This is a genomic window from Clostridiales bacterium, from assembly GCA_030016385.1.
Taxonomy (GTDB): domain Bacteria; phylum Bacillota; class Clostridia; order Clostridiales; family Oxobacteraceae; genus JASEJN01.
This window is the reverse complement of the sequence record JASEJN010000004.1, coordinates 59,532-79,435: the sequence shown is the minus strand read 5'-3', so window position 1 is coordinate 79,435 and position 19,904 is coordinate 59,532. Positions and strand designations below refer to the sequence as shown.

Sequence of the window (19,904 nt, the reverse complement as noted above, 5' to 3'; positions counted from 1 at the left end):
CAACAATTACTTGCCTATAGTCTTTTTCTTGTGTTCCGTGATTTCATCTTTACTTTTACCTTCAATTCGCAATTTGAAATCAGGCATAAATAGGATTATGTTATTTTGAACGCTTCTCATCCCATGTCGCCAATTTCATACATTATAATCGAAAGGCATACAAATCCGGCGGTCTCCGTCCTTAATATCCTAGGCCCCATTGTTACAGGCAAAACGTTTTTTACCCTTGCCGTAAGTATCTCAGAATCGCTGAAACCACCTTCAGGACCTATAAAGATCATTATTTTATGCGCATTATTTTTATATTTTAACGCTTCTTTCAGCCCCACTCCATGTTCTTCCTCATAAGGAATAATTCCAAGATCATAACTTGAAATATCTTCAAGGGCATTCTTGAACAAGACAGGCTCCATGATCGATGGTATATGCCCTCTTCTGCTTTGCTTTGCCGCCTCTTCAGCAATCCTCTGCCATCTTTCAAGCTTGTTTTTTAAATCATACCCATCTTTTAATTTTACAACAGTCCTCTCAGTCTCAACAGGTATAATCGAATTTATCCCTATCTCGGTACATTTTTGCACGATCAAATCCATTTTTGATGCCTTTGGTATTCCTTGATATAAATCAACTATTATAGGCGGTTCAGTATTCGATTGGGATTTTTTAATTATTTTACAAGTTATCGCCTTTTTGTTCACAGAGGAAATAAGGCAGAGATAACTATTACCATTGCCGTCGGATACTGTAATCTCATTCCCCGCGGATAACCTCAGGGATTTTGAGATATGAGAGGCATCATCACCGCTTATCTCTATTACGCCGTCATGTACAGCATCACAAGCCACAAAAAAATTATGCATTTTCTTTTCTCTCCACAGTTGATGCTATTGCAACCCATTCTCCCATTTCTTTAATCTCTATTATTTTAAATCCATTATTAAGCAGGACATCCCTTGTATCCGACAACCTGTCGCTTATTATGCCAGATGATATAAAAACTCCGCCTTCCTTAAGAAATTTTGGAACGATTTCGGATATCTTAATTATTGCGTCAGCGATGATATTAGCTACAATTATATCGGCTTTCCCGTGAACCGCATCCAGCAGGTTTCCATGGAGTATCCTTATATTTTCTGCGCCGTTTAGCCTGATGTTTTCCCTGGCAACTCTTACAGCCACTCCATCGATATCAATGCCAGTAACATTAACTGCGCCCAGCTTTGATGAAGCTATCGAAAGAATGCCTGAACCGCATCCTACATCGAATACTGTAGAGTTATTTTTTATATATTTCTCAAGCAGTCCGATACACATCCTCGTTGTTTCATGAGTACCTGTCCCAAATGCCATTCCAGGATCTAAATCAATTATAATATCGTCTTTTTTTGCCGTATATTTCTCCCACGACGGCTTGATGACTATATGATCTCCTATTTTTAAGGGCTTGTAGTACTTTTTCCATGAATTAGCCCAATCTGTTTCGTCTACTTTTTTAATTGATATTTCACCCTTGCCCTTTTTAATGCCATAATCTTCAAGCCTTTCAACTGCATTTTTAATGTTTTCGATCTTCTGATGCACGCTTTTGTCATCCGGCAAGTAGCCTTTTATTTTCACATCTTCTAAGTTTTTGGTAAAAAGTCTTTCATCAATATAATCCCACTCACCCGCCTTGGAATTATTATTGATAATATCCTTAGGGTCTTCAATTGATACTCCATTCGCACCCTGCTCGCAGATAATTTCAGAAACAGCATCTACAGCCTCTGTTGTCGTAATTACTGTTATCTCCATCCATTTTTTATCGGTCATAAACCAGCCTCCAATTATCTATTGATGAATATTTAAAACAAATTCAAAAAATACCGGCCATTTTTAAATATGGCCAGCATTTTTATATCCCGAAGGCATCTTTTACTTTGTTAAAGAAAGATTTCTTCTGTTCATTGACATCCTCGCCACAGGCTTCGGCAAAATGCTTTAGTAGCTGTTTTTGCTTTTCGTTGAGCTTTCTTGGCGTTTCAACAATTATCCTGATTATTTCATCTCCGCGTCCATAACCTCTTATCTTCGGAATACCCTTGCCTCTTATCTTAAAAATCGTACCGCTCTGCGTCCCTTCCGGAATCGTATATTTTATTATTCCGTCGATTGTCGGTACATCTATTTCGGAACCTAATGCCGCTTGAGGGAATGACACAGGTATCTCGCAAATTACATCAAATCCTTCCCTCTTGAACAACTTGTGTGGAAGAACATTTATATTTACGTATAAATCTCCATGGTCACCGCCTCTTATGCCAGGTTCACCTTCACCTCTTAGCGGTAAGGTGTTTCCGGTATCCACGCCTGCGGGAACTTTTATGGTTATTCTCCTTCGTCTTCTTACTCTTCCGCTGCCATGGCACTCCGGGCATACTTCCCTTATAATCGTACCTTTTCCTCCACATTTATCACATGTCGTAACAGTTACAAAATTTCCAAAACCGGTCCTTCTCTGTATCTTTATCTGGCCAGTTCCTTTACATTTGTCACAGGTTATCGGCCTTGTCCCGGGCTTCGCGCCCGTACCCGAACATACCTTGCAGTCTTCATCCCTCGTTATATCGATCTCTTTTGTTACGCCAAATGCTGCTTCTTCAAACGAAAGATTTAGAGTATATTGCAAATCGGCACCTCTTTGAGGTCCGTTATTCCTCTTTCCTGAAAATCCGTCAAAGCCTCCGCCAAATATTGTATCGAATATATCACCAAAGCCTCCGAAATCTTGAAAGCCTCCGCCAAAGTCGAAGCCTCCAAAATCTCCTTGTCCGTTAAAGTCAGCGGTGCCAAATTGGTCGTATTGCGCTCTCTTTTTAGGATCGGATAATACCTGGTATGCTTCATTTACTTCCTTGAATTTTTCCTCGGCCGATTTATCTCCTCTATTTCTATCTGGGTGGTATTTAAGCGCCAGCTTTCTGAAAGCCTTCTTAATATCCTCTTCTGTTGCATTTTTATCAAGTCCTAAGACCGCATAATAATCCTTAGCCAATATCCCACCACCTTTCTGTTGCTTTTGCTTCCAATACTATGAAAAACCAAAGCCGGTTGCACCAGCTTTGGTTTTAAAACCGTTAAAAATCACTTTTTATTTTTATTATCGTTGTCATCTACTTTATAATCGGCCTTTATGTCATCTTTGTTTCCTGTATTATTTCCGCCCTGGTTTGCACCAAAGCCGCCTTGTCCCGGTCCTTTCGGGCCTGCCTGCTGATAAAGCCTCGATGAAATATCATAGAATGACTTTGTAAGATCGTCTGTTGCTGATTTGATTTTTTCATCATCGTTACCTGACAGAGCATCTTTAACCTGTTTTACTTTTCCTTCTATCTTTTCCTTATCGGAGCTGGATACCTTATCGCCTAAGTCTTTCAATGTCTTCTCTGTCTGGTATATAATGGAATCAGCATTATTCCTTACCTCGATATCTTCTTTCCTCTTCTTATCTTCTTCCGCAAATTTTTCAGATTCTTTGACGGCTTTATCTATCTCCTGGTCAGTAAGATTTGTGGATGCCGTAATGACTATCTTCTGTTCATTTCCGGTTCCGAGGTCTTTTGCAGAAACATGCAATATACCGTTCGCATCTATATCAAATGTAACTTCTATCTGAGGAACTCCCCTCGGTGCCGGCGGTATGCCTGTCAATGTAAACCTTCCGAGGGTCTTGTTATCCCTTGCCATAGGCCTCTCACCCTGCAGAACGTGAATTTCAACAGTGCTCTGGCCATCTGCTGCAGTAGAGAATATCTGGCTCTTCTTTGTAGGTATGGTAGTATTCCTGTCTATGAGTTTTGTCATCACTCCGCCCATCGTCTCAATTCCAAGGGTAAGAGGTGTAACATCAAGAAGCAGTATGTCTTTAACTTCTCCTGTAAGTACGCCTGCCTGTATCGATGCTCCTACTGCAACACACTCATCTGGGTTGACTCCCTTGCTCGGCTCTTTACCTGTAAACCTCTTTACTCTTTCCTGAACAGCAGGAATCCTTGTAGAACCTCCTACAAGCACAATCTTATCTATCTTATCTATAGTAAGGCCTGCATCGCTTAAAGCCTTTTCCATCGGTCCGATCGTCGCTTCAACAAGATCTGCCGTAAGTTCATTGAACTTTGCCCTCGTCAATGTCATGTCAAGATGCTTCGGACCTGATGCATCGGCAGTAATAAAAGGCAAATTGATATTTGTGCTTGCAACACTCGACAGTTCTATTTTTGCTTTTTCAGCTGCTTCTTTCAACCTTTGAAGCGCCATTTTGTCATTCCTTAAATCGATGCCGTTTTCTCTCTTAAAGCTATTTGCAAGATAGTCCATTATCTTCTGGTCAAAATCATCACCGCCAAGGTGCGTATTACCATTTGTTGATTTTACCTCAAAAACACCGTCACCGAGTTCAAGTATTGATACATCGAATGTACCGCCGCCGAGATCATAAACGAGTATCTTCTGATTGGTTTCCATTTTGTCAAGCCCATATGCTAAAGATGCTGCTGTCGGCTCGTTTATTATCCTTAAAACATCAAGCCCGGCGATCTTGCCTGCATCCTTCGTAGCCTGCCTCTGGCTGTCATTAAAATATGCAGGTACAGTAATGACCGCCTGAGTGACGGTTTCGCCCAAATAACTTTCGGCATCTGATTTCAATTTCTGGAGTATCATAGCGGATATTTCCTGCGGCGTATATTCTTTACCATCGATATTTACTTTATAATTGGTACCCATCTTTCTCTTTATCGAATAAACTGTTCTTTCAGGATTAGTTATAGCCTGGCGCCTTGCAACCTGGCCTACCATCCTCTCTCCTGTTTTCGAAAAAGCTACGACGGATGGCGTTGTCCTCGCTCCTTCGGCATTTGGAATTACAACAGGCTCTCCACCTTCCATCACGGCAACGCATGAAAATGTAGTACCCAAATCTATTCCTATAACTTTTCCCATATTTTTTCCTCCTTAAAAAGCAAATAATATATTTAAACTTTAATTAGCAACTTTAACCATACTATGTCTTATAACTTTATCCTTTAACTTATAACCTTTCTGAAACTCCTCCACTATCGTGTTGGCCTTATACGACTTATCTTCAATATGCATTACGGCATTATGAAGATTAGGATCGAAGTTTTTGCCAACCGACTGTATTTCCTCTACGCCTTCCTTGCAGAGCACATCTTTAATCTGTTTCAATATCATCTTTAATCCTTCCAGTATGCTCTTCCCGTCGGAGGCATCCGATGAAACAGCCCTCTCGAGATTATCTACAACCGGAAGCAATTTTAAAATCACATTGGCAGATATATCGGTATACAGTTGCTCCTTTTCCCTTATAGTCCTCTTTTTATAGTTATCAAACTCTGCTTTTATCCTCTGAGCAAGTTCTATATACTGACTTAGCTGTTTATCTTTTTCCTTAAGCTCGCTATCTAATGTCTGCACCTTATCTTTGAGAGCGTCAACTGTTTTATTATCGCCTGCACCTTCGGCCTTTTCCTTTGCCTTTTCTGATGACTGCGATGACTCTACCTCTTTTTTGCCCTCAGCTTCTTCAGCTTTGTTTGCTTTTTCATCTTTTATATTAGCTGCGCTTGCAGCTTCTCCTGCTTTTTCACTTTTTACATCATCTGCAGACACACTTTCTTTATCGACTTTTTTATTCTTTTCTTCAGTCATATCATCACCTCTATAAATCTATATATGAATGAGACACACCTATTGTCAAAGGTTTAAGGTATGTCCGCATCATTAACCATCAAAATAGTCTTTGAGTATTTTGTTAAGGCAGGTTGTAAAGTATTCCATCGTTGCCAAGACCTTTGCATAATTCATCCTTTTAGGACCAATTATACCAACGGCTCCAACAGCATAATCCCCAATTTTATATGTAGTGCTTATAATGCTGCAGTCGTTGATTTCATCATATTTGTTTTCATGACCTATGGATATATTTATATCGTCGTCATCACATGAAAGTATTTTATACAATATATCCTTTCTGTCAAGAATATTCAAGAAGGATCTTGCCTTTTCTATTGCATTATACTCAGGATAATTGAAAATATTTGAGCTCCCTTCCAGATAAACTTCTCTATCATCCATACATTTCAAGCTGTCATAAAGTATAGGCAATATCTCATTCAATATTTCATTATATCCCCTTACTTCTCTCTGGATCTTGGTTATTACCTCTAAATTAATCTCTTCAATTGTAAGACCCGTCAGCTTATCATTTAAAAGATTGTTTATGGCTACAAGTTTATCGATGTCTATAGCCTTGGAAAGGCTTATATTTGTACTTTTTACAACTCCGAAATTCGTAATGGCAATAGCTACAATATGCGTTGTATCTATCGACACCAATTGAATACGTTTTAAAGTGCTTTTTCTTGTCTCAGGCGCCATGACCATCGCAGTATAATTCGTAAGGAAAGATAATATTTTCGATGTTTCCCGTATGATTCTTTCTATTTCACCCATAGCAATTTTTTGTATACTTGTCCTTATATATTGAGCTTCTTCCTGTGAAAGTTTCTCAACACCCATAAGTTGATCGACATAAATCCTATAGCCCTTATCTGAAGGGACCCTTCCCGCAGAAGTGTGAGGTTGTTCCAGATATCCCATATCCTCAAGGTCTGCCATCTCGTTCCTTATAGTCGCAGAGCTTATTCCAAGCCTGTATCTTTTGGCAATCGTCCTGGACCCCACAGGTTCGGCAGATACAATATAATCATTTATTAAAGCCTTGAGAATATGCCTCTTTCTCTCATCCAAATCCATAAACTCACCTCTACTTGTTAGCACTCTCTCATATTGAGTGCTAACTATTTACGTTTTAAAAATATCACTACCCAATAGTTTTGTCAATACCTTTTTAAACTATTACTTCAATTCGTAATATGAACTTATGTTATTTTGAGCACCCATTCGCCAGATTCACAGTCTTAAAAATCTGCAAACTTGTTTGGGACAGAATCAGAACATAAATTGGACGAAAACCTGGTTGGAAATGTCTATACCCCTCTTTGTTAAAAAAAGTCTTCCATCTTTAATATCCAGAAGTTTGCATTTTTGCAGCATTTCGATTTGCTTACCGTATATTTCAAAAATATCTTTATTGAATCTTGTCTTAAATTCGCTTAAAAATACTCCCTCTGTCATTCTGAGCCCCATGAACATAAATTCTTCCATCATATCATCAAGTGTTAGGACTTCTCTTTGAGATACAGGCAATTTTCCCTTTTTTATACTGCTTATATACTTTTCGGGCAATACCTCATTGGACGACCTCATCCCGTCCAGATATGAATGGGCTCCGGCTCCGATTCCAAGATACGATTTCGTCTTCCAGTAGATTATATTATGCCTGCATTCAAAACCGCATCTTGCAAAATTTGATATTTCGTATTGGTGATAGCCTTTTTCATTTAAAATGTCTATAGCGTTATAATACATCTGCCTGTCTATTTCTTCATCTATTTCTCTTATCTCGCCTTTTTTATACTTATCATAAAATAAAGTACCCTTTTCTATAATCAGACTGTAGCACGAAATATGCTCCGGATTCAATGCCGTTACATTTTCCAATGTATTATCAAATTCATCTACAGTCTGCCCCTGTATGGAAAACATAAGATCTATATTTATATTATTGAATTTTAAGGCTCTTGCCACCTGATAATTGCTTAAAAAATCTTCTAAGCTGTGTATCCTACCCAAAAATTCAAGTATCTTGTTATTCCAAGACTGCAGCCCTATGCTAAGCCTGTTTATACCGTTCTCTTTCATTATATGAAGCTTTTCATCTGTCAGCGTACCTGGGTTTGCTTCACAGGAATATTCTATATTTACAAACCCCATGCTTTTTATAAACTGCAGCAGCCTCCTTAACGCGCCTGGATTCAAATAAGTGGGAGTGCCTCCGCCTATATATATCGAAACAACGTTTTTGTTTTTTAATACATTTGACCTCATCTTCATTTCACTTATGAGACATTCTACATATTCATCCTGAAGTTTTTCCTTGCCAGCATATGAATTAAAATCACAGTAAAAACATTTGGATTTGCAAAATGGGATATGGATATAAAGCCCTATGTCTTCCATGCTTTTGCCTCCTAATCTATCTTGAGCACCGCCATAAATGCCTCCTGAGGGATTTCCACCGTACCTATCTTCCTCATCTTCTTTTTCCCTTCCTTCTGCTTTTCAAGAAGCTTCTTCTTTCTTGTTATATCACCGCCGTAGCATTTTGCCAGCACATCCTTCCTCAATGCTTTTACAGTTTCGCGGGCTATTATTTTAGAACCTATAGCCGCCTGAATGGGTATTTCAAAAAGCTGCCTCGGCATTACTTCTTTAAGCTTCTCGGTAATAGCTCTTCCCTTGTTGTACGCTCTTTCCTTTGGAACAATCATCGATAAGGCATCTACTAATTCGCCGTTCATCAGTATATCGAGTTTCACAAGTTCGGCTTTTTTATAACCGCATAACTCATAGTCAAGGGATGCATAACCCTTTGTCCTTGATTTCAGAGCATCAAAAAAATTAAAAATAATCTCATTTAAAGGCATTTCATAGTGAAACATAACCCTTTTTTCTTCAAGATACTGCATATCCTTAAGTATTCCTCTCCTGCTCTGACATAATTCCATTATGGGGCCGGTATAATCTGCCGGAGTTATTATGGTAGTTTTTACAATAGGCTCTTCCATGGAACTTATCTCCGACGGATCAGGCATGTTTGCAGGATTTGTTATTTCCATTTCCGTTCCATCCGTCTTTATTATTTTATATATTACACTTGGAGCCGTCGTCACTAAATCAACGTTGTATTCCCTCTCAAGCCTCTCCTGTATTATCTCCATATGAAGGAGCCCTAAAAATCCGCATCTGAATCCAAACCCAAGAGCTGCAGATGTTTCAGGTTCAAACAAAAGCGCCGCATCGTTAATCTGAAGCTTTTCAAGGGATTCCTTGAGTTCGTTATATTTAGCTCCATCAGCAGGATAAATACCGCAAAACACCATAGGTATGGCAGGCCTATATCCCGGTAGAGCCTTAAGAGCAGGCCTCTCGGCACTTGTTATCGTATCACCAACCCTTGTATCCCTGACTTCTTTCATGCTCGCTGCGACGTATCCGACCTCCCCTGCCCTTAATATCCCTGTTGGTACCATATCGGGCCTGAATATACCGACTTCTGTCACATCGAACTCTTTGCCTGTCGCCATCATTTTTATTTTCATGCCCGTTTTGATGACGCCCTCCTTAATTCTTATATGGGCAATAACCCCTTTGTAATTGTCATAATAGCTGTCGAATATCAAAGCCTTAAGCGGCGCATCTTCATCGCCCTTTGGATATGATATTTTTTCCACTATGGCATTCAATACCCGGTCAATGCCTATGCCGAGTTTTGCAGATATCAAAGGAGCGTCTTTTGCATCAAGTCCTATTATATCTTCTATCTCCTTTTTTGTTTCATCAGGGTCTGCGCTGGGTAAATCTATTTTATTTATAACGGGAATCACATCAAGGTCATGCTCAAGGGCCAAGTAGCAATTTGCAAGTGTCTGAGCCTGTATTCCCTGAGTGGCATCAACTATGAGAAGCGCCCCTTCACACGCTGCCAGGCTTCGGGATACTTCATAATTGAAATCGACATGACCCGGAGTATCGATAAGGTTCAATATATATTCCTTGCCATCGCGGGCTTTGTATATAAGCCTTACAGCCTGAGCTTTTATTGTTATCCCGCGTTCCCTTTCAATATCCATGTTATCGAGCACCTGCTCATCCATCTCGCGTTTTGTGAGCGTGCCTGTCATCTCTATAAGCCTGTCGGCCAATGTCGATTTTCCATGGTCTATATGTGCAATTATGCAAAAGTTTCTTATTCTCTTTTGACGATCGTTATCCATTTTTTGCTCCTCCTTTACAGGGTGTATATTTTATATTGGAACGATATCCTTGAAATAACTTATATGCACCCGATTCACTATTGTACTCCGATTCGTAATTCGAGCCTGTGTTATTTTAAACTCTCATTTGCCGGATTCAAATTTTGTACCTTGCAGTAAAATATTAAATTTAAATCATAATAAATTATAATAACAATTACCGTTATGTGTCAATATACAGCAAATTTAAGGAGGGTGTATAAAGATCATTTGAAGAATATGGACCCATTTAAGGGTACAGCAAAAAAAACGTGCACCTTTTCTGCAAAGTGCACACAAAGTATACTTACTATTTTTAAACATCCGCCGTCATAAGAAATAGATTCTGGTTATCGGGTACAATTTTATATCTGAAAAATATTATTTCAATAATCTTAACGCATCCTTAGTCAATTTAATACGCATAAAACTAATCGGCTTTAAGGACTTCTCCTATTGAACGTGCAAGCATCCTTGCAGAAACGATTGCCTCGTCTAAAGTATTGAGCTGCGCGCCTACTTCTATGAGTATCATCTTATTGGAGATATCCTGATTATATATAGACTTATTTGCATAATCTATACGCTTAAAAAGGCTTGGATAAAGTTGTTCCATCTTCTGGCTTATCTTTGATGCGGTAAAGTAATTTTCCTGCCAGTGTGGATTCCCCTTGCCTAATACGATCATCGTCTTTGCAACCTGATCTCCCCTTATGTTTGCAGTTACAACGCTTTTATCAGTCACGCCATCTCTATGCAGATCGATTATGAACTTCGCTTCAGGATATTTTTTTATAAGCGATTCAACGACAGGCCTTGCCCTGTTATAGCTCCCGCTCCGGTTTGGAACCCCGTTTGTCATATCATTTACCGTAGTATCGTGTGCGACAGCTATGCCATAATATTTCTCTATATAGTTTTTAACTTCTTCCCCAAGCCTGCATACGTTATAATTTTTATCTGCCGAATAATAATCTCCTATCAGTTTGAACTTGTATTTGGCTGACGGAGTAAAACTTTCATCAGTATGGGTGTGGAAAATAATAACTTCCGGCTTGCTGGCGTTGATCTTGACATTTTCCAGAGGCTTGTCAGGGAAATTTACGCTGTTTTTAATCACTTCATTATTGTTTTTATTTTCTTGGTTGTCTCCTTTAGCGTTTATTACACTTCCTGATCTTGCCGCAATGCTTGCACTAAAAGGCTTGGTATTCGTAAGCCCAAGCAGTGGTATTTCCGACTTAAGATAATTTTTGGGATTTGATACATCTATTTTTGATATATATTTTGAAAAAATATTTCCTATGAATTGAGGCAATTTGCTATCAGAATCTTCCTGCATGCTTATATCAAGCATCGGCATGGTTTTATCGATTATTATTTTATATATATTGTCCTCTTGGCCTTCGACGTCGATCTTGGGCAATCCGGCAGTTATATTTATCGGTGGCTTTCTAATCAGTAAAAATGCTCCCAGCAGCAAAAAAATAATCAACGCATACATCTTAAAATTGGACAGAGTATATATTTTTCTATTTATCATATATGCCACCTCACCATTTGTATCCTTTAGAAAATATATTCATAATTAGCAGCATATATGATATAAAATAAACCTGACATTTGCCGAAGGCTCCCTGCAGCTTGCAGTCAGTTCACTTCATGGGTATATTTTATATTTTAAGATCAATTGATATACCTGTTTACATCTTTGATATCTATGGAAGGATGAAGAGCGATATTGATCCCATTTGCGATTATCTTTGAAATATTATCTATAATGGAATCAACATCCTTAGGAGTAACCATTAAATTCTCTGCATATGGTGAAAGCACTTCCTGTATAAGCTGGAACTTTTCATCTTTATTCAGGCTTTTTAACATATTGTAAAACTCCTTACCCTTTTCCGTTTGCCTGATAAGATCGTCGATTACAAGATCTATCGTATCATTGGCCATCGTGGCGGCGTCTACGACAGTTGGCACGCCAATGGCTATTACGGGAACACCGAGTATGCTCTGCGTCAGACCCATTCTCTTGTTGCCAACACCCGATCCCGGACTTATGCCGGTATTCCCAATTTGTATCGTCGTGCTTACTCTCGATAGTTTCCTTGATGCCAACGAGTCGACAACCAAGACGATATCCGGCTTTATCTTATTTACGACACCCTGTATTATTTCGCTTGTTTCGATTCCAGTAATCCCCAGTACTCCCGGCGAAAGTGCGCATACGGGCCTTATGCCATCATCGATATCATGGGACATCATCTGCTTTAGATGCCTTGTAATCATGAGCCTCGAAACGACTTTAGGTCCTAATGCATCGGGAGTTACATTCCAGTTCCCAAGCCCTACGACCATGGCGGTCTTATCTTTATCAAGCTTAATCAACGGTTCAAGAACTCTCGCCATGTATCTGCTCGTATCATCTAAAAGCTCCTGATCAAAATTCTTAAGCTCTGGTGCTTCGATGGTTATATATGTTCCCATAGGTTTTCCGATAACCTTTTCTCCTCTTTTATCCACCACTTTAACAGTAGTCGCTGTAAGGTTTTCTTCTTTTTTTACATCTACCTCGACACCTGGTATTTCTCCCTTGTTTTCTTTGCTATATGCTTCTCTTGCCTCTAATGCAAGATCCGTTCTTATACTAAACATGTTTTTGCCCTCCGTAGATACTTTATATTTATATATATTTTTTCCATAGCGTGCAATACTATACCAAAAGAAAAATATACATTCTTAAGGTGCATATTTTATATTTGAAGAATATTTATGCATCCATGCAAATCTTCGATTCGTAATATGAACTTATGTTATTTTGAACACTCATTCGACAGATTCAAGTTTTGTAAATTCTAAAGCTTGCAGCCACAAATTTTTAATGTTATAATAATAGGCGTTGAAAAATTAGTATATTGTGGATTTCCCCAATCTGCTGCTATAGAAGGCATATGTTCTTTGAATAAGTCAGATGATCCAGGTAAAAAATATGACAGAGGGGGTGAATGTATTGGCAAACATAAAATCAGCTATAAAAAGGATAAAGATAACTGAAAAGAAAACATTGAGAAACAGAATGGTAAAATCAAGCGTTAAAACCATAGTTAAAAAGTTTGATGAGTATGTGGCTGCAGGTAATATGGACGAAGCAAAAAAGTTATTTCCAAGAGTAAGTCATGTTATAGACAGAGCCGCCGCAAAGGGTGTTATACATCGCAATACGGCTGCAAGGAAAAAATCCAAATTATCTTTAAAGTTGAATAAAGCAGTTTCACAGTAAAAAAGCCGATTTACGGCTTTTTTTATTTTAGGTTTCATCAATATGAAGCAAAAGGTGCTGTTCTATCTTGAAAATTCCACAATAAGTGTCTCTATTGCGATTCTCTGATCCGCCTTTCCGGACTTTATAGCCGCATCGGTATCCAAACACCTGTACAGCCTTTTTTGAATGTCGCTTTCAGTATATTTTTTTATGATCTTTTGCAGCTTGCTGCATACAAAAAATCTTACAGAAAGCCTGTTTGCAATTTCCTGGCTTGAAAGTTTTTTTGCCGATAGAAGTTTTGTATGCAAAAGAAGCCTGTACTGCCTTATGATCATCGCAAGTATCAAGGGGATAGGTTCCGAATCCAAAAGAAGCTCATTGAACAAATAAAGGGCTTTACCAGTATTTTTCTCTGATATGGAATCTACCAATTGAAAAACATTTGCTTCAAGGGATTTTGGCACCAGGGCATCTATATCATCTCTTGTTATCTGTATCCGCTCGCCTACATAAGCGCACATCTTCTGAATCTCGTTTTCGGCATCAAATAATGAATCTAAAACCCTTTCGCTAAAATAAAAAGCATCAGCGCCGCTTATTTTTTTACCTTGACTTTTCAATCTTCCTTCAATCCACATGGCCATTTCCTGACCCTTTAACGGGCTGAACTCTACGATATCTCCAATTTTTTTAACTGCACTATATGCTTTTAATCTCTTATCAACTTCAGCGCCCGCTATAAGTATCAAAATGGTAGTATCGGGCAGACCGGGTATATACTTGCTTATACCCGGTGAGTGTTTATCGGAAGCTGTATCCTTATCGGTCCTTGAAGATTTAAAAAAACTGCAGTCGTCAACAACCACTATCTTTTTTTTATCCATGAATGGAAGAGTTTCGCAGGCATTGACAATATCATTGAAATCTATGGAGTTATAATTAAGCCTTATAAAGTTCAAATTTTTAAAATCATTGCTTACAAATTTGTCAATGAATCTTTTTACCGCATCATTGATAAGAAAAGTCTCAGGACCGAAAAAAAGATAAACATTTTTAAATCTGCCCCTATCGAGATCAGATAGTAACGACCTGTAATTTTTTATATCCGCCAATTTTACCACCCTGTATCCTTAGTATTATATGGCAATATTATAACTCAATAGCCGACTCCTTTCAATGAGCCACAGCGGTCCTTATGTTAAATGAATTCCCGTTTGTAGTTATATCTACTTCCCCTTGCTTATCCGTCCTGAACAATTCGACTTTTTTATCAGTTAACCTTTTTAAAACAACCGGTGAAGGATGCCCGAATGAATTTTCCCCGACGGATATTACCGCAGCTTTTGGATTTATTTTGTCCAAAAAAGCCTGGCTTGACGAAGTTTTGCTCCCATGATGGGGGACTTTTAATACATCGGCATGTATATCTTCTTTTAATAAGCCGCTCTCTATTTTATCGCTTATATCGCCTGTAAACAGCGCTGAAAAATTTCTATAAACAAGCTTGAGTACGATGGATGAATCATTCTCATCATACTGTTTTTTCGAAGGGCTCAGGGCGAAGAACTTTACATATTTTCCTGCCGATATCTCATCTCCTGTTTTTATATTTATAATCTTGCTTTGTTTAACAGGACATTTTTCGAAAATATCTGCATAGCCATCGACACTGCCCATATCCGACTTAACAAAATATCCAACCGGAAAGTTCTTCATAACCGCATATAATCCTCCCAGATGGTCATAATCGCTGTGCGTGGATATAACCATATCGATCCTGTTTATACCATGTTTTAAAAGAAAAGGCATTATGACTTCATTTCCTATATCGATGCTTGAATATTCGGATACAGGCTTCCCTCCCCCATCTATAAGTATCTCCTTTCTATCAGGCGTCATGATTAAAATGCTGTCGCCCTGTCCGACGTCTATAAAGCTTATTTTAAGCTTCCCGGGAATCGAATCGTATATGATGGACATGGCAAATACAATCGACAAAGCATAATACAGCACCTTTCTGTATTCTTTTTTAATTATTATTATTTTAAAAGCACACAGCACAAATATATAGTAGAGCATTATTTCTAAAATATTCGGAGATATCGTATTGAGGTTAGAATAAGGAATAGTGTTTATAAACCTGGTGAACCATAAAATCATGTGAGCTATAAAATTTACATAAGCTCCCATAAAAGCGAAATTGAATACCAAAAAAACGATGCCTGAAACTGTAAAAACGGATACAACAGGCATGATAATCATGTTTGCCGGTATGGAAAGCAAAGGCAAATTGTTAAAATAATATGTTATAGCGGGCAATATCCCTATCTGTACCGACAGAGTCACCAGGAATACATCCTTGATTTTACCGTGTATCGGCATTTTAATCTTTTCCATGCGCGGCAATATCAATATGATAGACGCTGCCGAAATAAATGATAGTATGAAACCGATATCCATGATCAGCAGAGGATTCACAGTTAATATGATAAAGCCGGATAGTGACAGCGATGTCAGGGAATCGGCATGTTTGTTCATCAATTTACCTGCAATTATTATGGAAGCCATTACAAACGCCCTCATGACCGATGGCGTGAGCCCCGTCATGACTGTATACAGCATAAGGAAGAAGATTATTATATATGATTTCAGTCTGCTATTATTTCCCAGGAAAAATAATACATTGCTCAGGATAAAATAAATAAGCCATATATTGTATCCTGATACTGCAAATATATGAGCAATCCCGCATTTTTTAAATGCTTCATAATCATCTCTGTCATAGCCTTCGGTATCGCCAAAAAGTACCCCCTTCATCATGCCGTATGATTCTTTATCTAACACCGGCATCAGCCTGCTTTCTGCTCTTTCTTTGATGCGGTATGCTATCTGCTCTAAAAACCTTTTCGAACATTTCTCAGGATTTATGTCTTTAGAATAGTTTGCGGTAAATGTTCCGAAAACACCATGCCTCAATAGATAATCGCTATAATTGTCCATTCCTATATTTTTATAAGGCTGATATTCTTCAAATGTCCCATCTATTTTTATATATTCATAAGGTGTGACGTAACTTTTTGTATTCCTGAAATCTATCACCTGTACTTCACTTTTGCATCTATAAATAACATTGCCGATCTCGATTCTATCCACATGCAATATGTATTTTTTAAGTCTGTCCTTAATTGAAACTTCATCGGATATTTGTCCGTACAACATGGCATCCTTACCCTTAAACCTATCATGCAACCTGTTTAAATTGTTCAATTTGTATGGATAATAGAACATTCCAAGAGATAAGACAAGCAGATATAAAAGGTAAAATGTTCTTTTGCCTTTTATATAATATGCTATTGATAGAATCAGTAAAAATATGCTTGAAATTAAAAATATATATGAAAACGGTCTTAAGGCAGCACCAAAAATAAGTCCCATGCTGTAAAACATGAAGGCCCAAAATAATATCCTTTGCATTCTATTTTATATCGCCCAGATGTGCCGGCATATTAAACTGCGCTGTATGAACTCCATTTTGGTAATCGATATCACATGTTATCCTGATTATGTGTAGATTCTTATTGTGATGTATTTTGGCATTGAAAAAATTTCCGTCATCCCCATAGTATGACCTGTACTGATTTATTATGTCTTCTGCTACCGAATCATCTAAACTTTTATATATTTCATAGTATTCCTTCTCGGGTACTTCCAATTTCAGTTTATACAAATCCCCGACACGTTCGCGATTGACAATCATGCTATTTATCATAATATTTCCTCCCATTTAAATTATGAGCCATGCTCGCCAAAAGGGTATATGCAGATTTAAATAATATTATTTCCCGCTATTTCAAAATAAATATTTATTTTTGTTTATTTTGGCGAGCATTTTCACTCCAAATGGAGCAAAAATACATAAAATATTTGATGCCGTTTATATTATTGCCCCCATTCTACTTGATAAACATTTAGAAGATAATATTTATCTTGTTACAACCTTTCTTATCTCAACAATAATCACAGGCATAAATGAAAGCACGGCAGCAGCAATCCATTCCAATAAACTAAGGGATGCAACCTTGAATATGCTTCTGAATGCCGGAACAATTACTGCCAAAAGCTGCAAAATCACCGAGCATGTTGTCGCGGCGACAAGATACTTATTTGAAAACGGTCCTATTTTAAATAGCGATTTTTTATCGGACCTTACATTATACGCATGTGCAAGCTGCGACATTCCAAGCACCACAAATGTCATAGTCTGAGCAGTCTTTAAATTATCCCTGAGCCCTATCGAATATGCAAACAAAGAAACGGCTCCTATCATCAATCCGCCGAAAATTATTCTGGTAACTATTCCACCTGAGAAAAAGCCTTCTTCTGGTTTTCTGGGTTTCCTGTCCATTATATCCTTTTCCTTGGGATCCAGTCCAAGAGCCAGCGCAGGCAGCGAATCAGTTATAAGATTTATCCATAAAATATGTATAGGTATCAAAGGCTCCTCCCAGCCCATGATTGTGGCAATAAGCAGTGTTATAATCTCCCCTGCATTACATGATAAAAGGTAATGTATGGATTTTTTTATGTTTGAAAATATCGTTCTTCCTTCTTCTACTGCTGAGACTATCGTTGCGAAGTTGTCATCTGTAATTACCATATCAGAAGCTTCCTTAGCGACATCCGTCCCGGTAATGCCCATCGCCGCTCCTATGTCTGCCTTCCTTAAGGCCGGCGCATCATTTACCCCATCGCCTGTCATGGCACAGATATATCCCCTGCTTTGCCATGCCTTTACGATTTTAACCTTATGCTCCGGTGACACCCTAGCATATACGCGGTATTTTTCAATATCGGATGCAAGTTCTTCATCCGGAATGCCATCAAGTTCTTCCCCACTTATAGCTTCATGTCTGTCATCAAGTATGTTCAGCTCCTTGGCTATAGCCACTGCAGTCGTTACATGATCCCCTGTAATCATAACGGGTATTATCCCGGCCTTCTTGCATATATCGACAGCTTGTTTAGCTTCTTCTCTGGGAGGATCCATCATCCCTATAAGCCCCGCCAAGATAAGATCATTTTCCAGAGCCTTGCTGTCTTTGCTTTCCGGTAGGGCATCCAAATCCTTATATGCTGCTGCTAGCACCCTTAAAGCATCCCTTGCCATGGATTCGTTGGCATATTTGATTTTTTTAACGTCATCATCATTCAAAGGCCTTATTCCATTCTCATCTAAAATAAACTTGCATCTTTTTAAAAGCACATCGGGAGCGCCTTTTACAAGGACTTTATATTTCCCATCAAATTCGTTTATCGTAGTCATAAGCTTTCTTTCGGAGTCAAACGGAATCTCCCCTACTCTTTTATACTTTATATCATATTCTTTTTTATCTATTTCGAACTTGTCGCAAAATTCAACGAGCGCCGTTTCCGTAGGATCCCCGACTGATTTTACTATCCCGTTCTCCTTATAAATGCTTGAATCGTTGCAAAGAGCCATTATCTTAAACATCATACCGGTATTTTTATCGGTCACAATCTGCTTAGGCACCAGCAATTTATTATCTGTAAATATCTTCATTACCGTCATCTTATTCTGCGTCAGCGTGCCTGTTTTATCGGAACATATAACGCTTGCACTGCCCAATGTCTCTATTGCCGGCAATTTTCGTATTATTACATTTTTCTTTATCATCCTCTGCACGCCTATTGCAAGTACAATCGTCACAACGGCGGCAAGCCCCTCGGGTATCGCTGCAACAGCGAGGCTTACAGATGTCATAAACATACTGAAATAGGGCCTTTTTTGCAATATGCCTATAGCGAATATTGTCGCGCAGATAAGTATAGCGGCGATGCCAAGAACCTTACCAAGCTCTTCAAGCTTTTCCTGAAGCGGTGTGAGCTTGTCGTCATCTTCCTGGATCATTTCGGCAATTCTGCCTATCTGCGTATGCATCCCGGTTTCCGTGACTACAGCAGTACATCTTCCATATGTTATCAACGATGATGCGAAAAGCATATTTTTTCTATCGCCAAGAGGTATATTTCTTTCATCTATTACTTCAGAAATTTTTTCAACGGGCACCGATTCTCCGGTAAGAGAAGACTCCTCAGCCTTTAAATTAAATGATTCCATAATCCTGCAATCAGCAGGTACTAAGTTTCCGGCTTCAAGATTTATTATGTCACCTATCACGAGATCCTTTGAATGAATCTTAAACGTTTTCCCCTGCCTTCTTACAACTGCCATGGGTGATGTAAGCTTTTTAAGGGAAGCCAGTGATTTTTCAGCCCTGTCTTCCTGGATGATGCCAAGGACGGCATCGAGTACGACGACAAACAGTATGACGATGGAATCGCTTATTTCCCCCAGCATGCCTGAAATAACCGCTGCAATTATCAATATTATTACAAGAACATCTGAAAATTGTTCGGCAAGCATCTTCCATATGGACTTGCCCTTTTTAGGATTCAACTGATTCAGGCCGTATTTGCCCTGCCGAAGCTCTACTTGCTCATCTGTCAATCCATTCACGTTGCTGTTCAGATTTTTTAACACATGATTGTTTTTTAAATTATACCATTCACTATCATTCATGCTTTTCACCTCAAAAATTCAAAATAAAAAGCAGCCTTGCTGCTTTTTATCCAAA

General features: G+C 38.5%; 15 protein-coding genes. 1 reads left to right on the top strand and 14 read right to left on the bottom strand.

The genetic code is table 11. The features are described 5' to 3' along the window. Positions 1-116 precede the first annotated feature (116 nt). The 10 genes from QME45_01900 to gpr form a co-directional block, all read right to left on the bottom strand. A complete protein-coding gene (locus tag QME45_01900) occupies positions 117-860 on the bottom strand; it encodes a 16S rRNA (uracil(1498)-N(3))-methyltransferase (protein ID MDI6617413.1) in 744 nt (247 codons plus the stop codon). After that, the gene (prmA, locus tag QME45_01895; protein MDI6617412.1) at positions 853-1,812 is read right to left on the bottom strand and encodes a 50S ribosomal protein L11 methyltransferase; all 960 of its coding nucleotides are present in this window, start codon (positions 1,810-1,812) and stop codon (positions 853-855) included. Before prmA ends, QME45_01900 begins: the two co-directional genes overlap by 8 nt. A gap of 82 nt (positions 1,813-1,894) precedes the next feature. Next, positions 1,895-3,037: a molecular chaperone DnaJ gene (dnaJ, locus tag QME45_01890; GenBank protein MDI6617411.1), complete on the bottom strand. Its 1,143-nt coding sequence runs from the start codon at positions 3,035-3,037 to the stop codon at positions 1,895-1,897. An 86-nt stretch (positions 3,038-3,123) separates the two neighbouring features. Beyond that, entirely contained in the window at positions 3,124-4,980 is a 1,857-nt protein-coding gene (gene dnaK / locus QME45_01885; GenBank protein ID MDI6617410.1) for a molecular chaperone DnaK, read from the bottom strand. A gap of 39 nt (positions 4,981-5,019) precedes the next feature. Continuing rightward, entirely contained in the window at positions 5,020-5,709 is a 690-nt protein-coding gene (grpE, locus tag QME45_01880; protein ID MDI6617409.1) for a nucleotide exchange factor GrpE, read from the bottom strand. Between the two features lie 72 nt (positions 5,710-5,781). After that, complete coding sequence (gene hrcA / locus QME45_01875) at positions 5,782-6,816, bottom strand: heat-inducible transcriptional repressor HrcA (protein MDI6617408.1); 1,035 nt, start codon at positions 6,814-6,816, stop codon at positions 5,782-5,784. Positions 6,817-7,011: 195 nt separating this feature from the next. Further along, positions 7,012-8,142, bottom strand: a complete 1,131-nt coding sequence (gene hemW / locus QME45_01870; GenBank protein ID MDI6617407.1) for a radical SAM family heme chaperone HemW — start codon at positions 8,140-8,142, stop codon at positions 7,012-7,014. Between the two features lie 11 nt (positions 8,143-8,153). Continuing rightward, positions 8,154-9,959 (bottom strand): translation elongation factor 4, encoded by a 1,806-nt coding sequence (gene lepA / locus QME45_01865; protein MDI6617406.1) that lies wholly within the window; start codon positions 9,957-9,959, stop codon positions 8,154-8,156. 448 nt (positions 9,960-10,407) lie between these two features. Continuing rightward, positions 10,408-11,520: a stage II sporulation protein P gene (locus QME45_01860; protein ID MDI6617405.1), complete on the bottom strand. Its 1,113-nt coding sequence runs from the start codon at positions 11,518-11,520 to the stop codon at positions 10,408-10,410. A 143-nt stretch (positions 11,521-11,663) separates the two neighbouring features. Then, positions 11,664-12,638, bottom strand: a complete 975-nt coding sequence (gene gpr / locus QME45_01855; protein ID MDI6617404.1) for a GPR endopeptidase — start codon at positions 12,636-12,638, stop codon at positions 11,664-11,666. A 355-nt stretch (positions 12,639-12,993) separates the two neighbouring features. Here gpr and rpsT point away from each other — a divergent pair, with 355 nt between their 5' ends. Continuing rightward, complete coding sequence (gene rpsT / locus QME45_01850; GenBank protein ID MDI6617403.1) at positions 12,994-13,263, top strand: 30S ribosomal protein S20; 270 nt, start codon at positions 12,994-12,996, stop codon at positions 13,261-13,263. 62 nt (positions 13,264-13,325) lie between these two features. Here the strand turns inward: rpsT and holA are convergent, their stop codons facing one another. From holA to QME45_01830, 4 genes are all read right to left on the bottom strand, one after another. After that, positions 13,326-14,360, bottom strand: a complete 1,035-nt coding sequence (gene holA / locus QME45_01845) for a DNA polymerase III subunit delta (protein ID MDI6617402.1) — start codon at positions 14,358-14,360, stop codon at positions 13,326-13,328. A 61-nt stretch (positions 14,361-14,421) separates the two neighbouring features. Then, the gene (locus QME45_01840) at positions 14,422-16,722 is read right to left on the bottom strand and encodes a DNA internalization-related competence protein ComEC/Rec2 (GenBank protein ID MDI6617401.1); all 2,301 of its coding nucleotides are present in this window, start codon (positions 16,720-16,722) and stop codon (positions 14,422-14,424) included. A 1-nt stretch (position 16,723) separates the two neighbouring features. Beyond that, entirely contained in the window at positions 16,724-17,017 is a 294-nt protein-coding gene (locus QME45_01835) for a hypothetical protein (protein ID MDI6617400.1), read from the bottom strand. A 213-nt stretch (positions 17,018-17,230) separates the two neighbouring features. Beyond that, complete coding sequence (locus tag QME45_01830; GenBank protein MDI6617399.1) at positions 17,231-19,849, bottom strand: calcium-translocating P-type ATPase, SERCA-type; 2,619 nt, start codon at positions 19,847-19,849, stop codon at positions 17,231-17,233. Between the last annotated feature and the right edge of the window lie 55 nt (positions 19,850-19,904).

What these genes read in the sequence shown, in the direction of transcription:
- QME45_01900 (MDI6617413.1), bottom strand. Translation starts at nt 860, where the DNA reads ATGCATAATTTTTTTGTGGCTTGTGATGCTGTACATGACGGCGTAATA.
- prmA (MDI6617412.1), bottom strand. Translation starts at nt 1,812, where the DNA reads ATGACCGATAAAAAATGGATGGAGATAACAGTAATTACGACAACAGAG.
- dnaK (MDI6617410.1), bottom strand. Translation starts at nt 4,980, where the DNA reads ATGGGAAAAGTTATAGGAATAGATTTGGGTACTACATTTTCATGCGTT.
- grpE (MDI6617409.1), bottom strand. Translation starts at nt 5,709, where the DNA reads ATGACTGAAGAAAAGAATAAAAAAGTCGATAAAGAAAGTGTGTCTGCA.
- hrcA (MDI6617408.1), bottom strand. Translation starts at nt 6,816, where the DNA reads ATGGATTTGGATGAGAGAAAGAGGCATATTCTCAAGGCTTTAATAAAT.
- hemW (MDI6617407.1), bottom strand. Translation starts at nt 8,142, where the DNA reads ATGGAAGACATAGGGCTTTATATCCATATCCCATTTTGCAAATCCAAA.
- lepA (MDI6617406.1), bottom strand. Translation starts at nt 9,959, where the DNA reads ATGGATAACGATCGTCAAAAGAGAATAAGAAACTTTTGCATAATTGCA.
- QME45_01860 (MDI6617405.1), bottom strand. Translation starts at nt 11,520, where the DNA reads ATGATAAATAGAAAAATATATACTCTGTCCAATTTTAAGATGTATGCG.
- gpr (MDI6617404.1), bottom strand. Translation starts at nt 12,638, where the DNA reads ATGTTTAGTATAAGAACGGATCTTGCATTAGAGGCAAGAGAAGCATAT.
- QME45_01840 (MDI6617401.1), bottom strand. Translation starts at nt 16,722, where the DNA reads ATGCAAAGGATATTATTTTGGGCCTTCATGTTTTACAGCATGGGACTT.
- QME45_01835 (MDI6617400.1), bottom strand. Translation starts at nt 17,017, where the DNA reads ATGATAAATAGCATGATTGTCAATCGCGAACGTGTCGGGGATTTGTAT.
- QME45_01830 (MDI6617399.1), bottom strand. Translation starts at nt 19,849, where the DNA reads ATGAATGATAGTGAATGGTATAATTTAAAAAACAATCATGTGTTAAAA.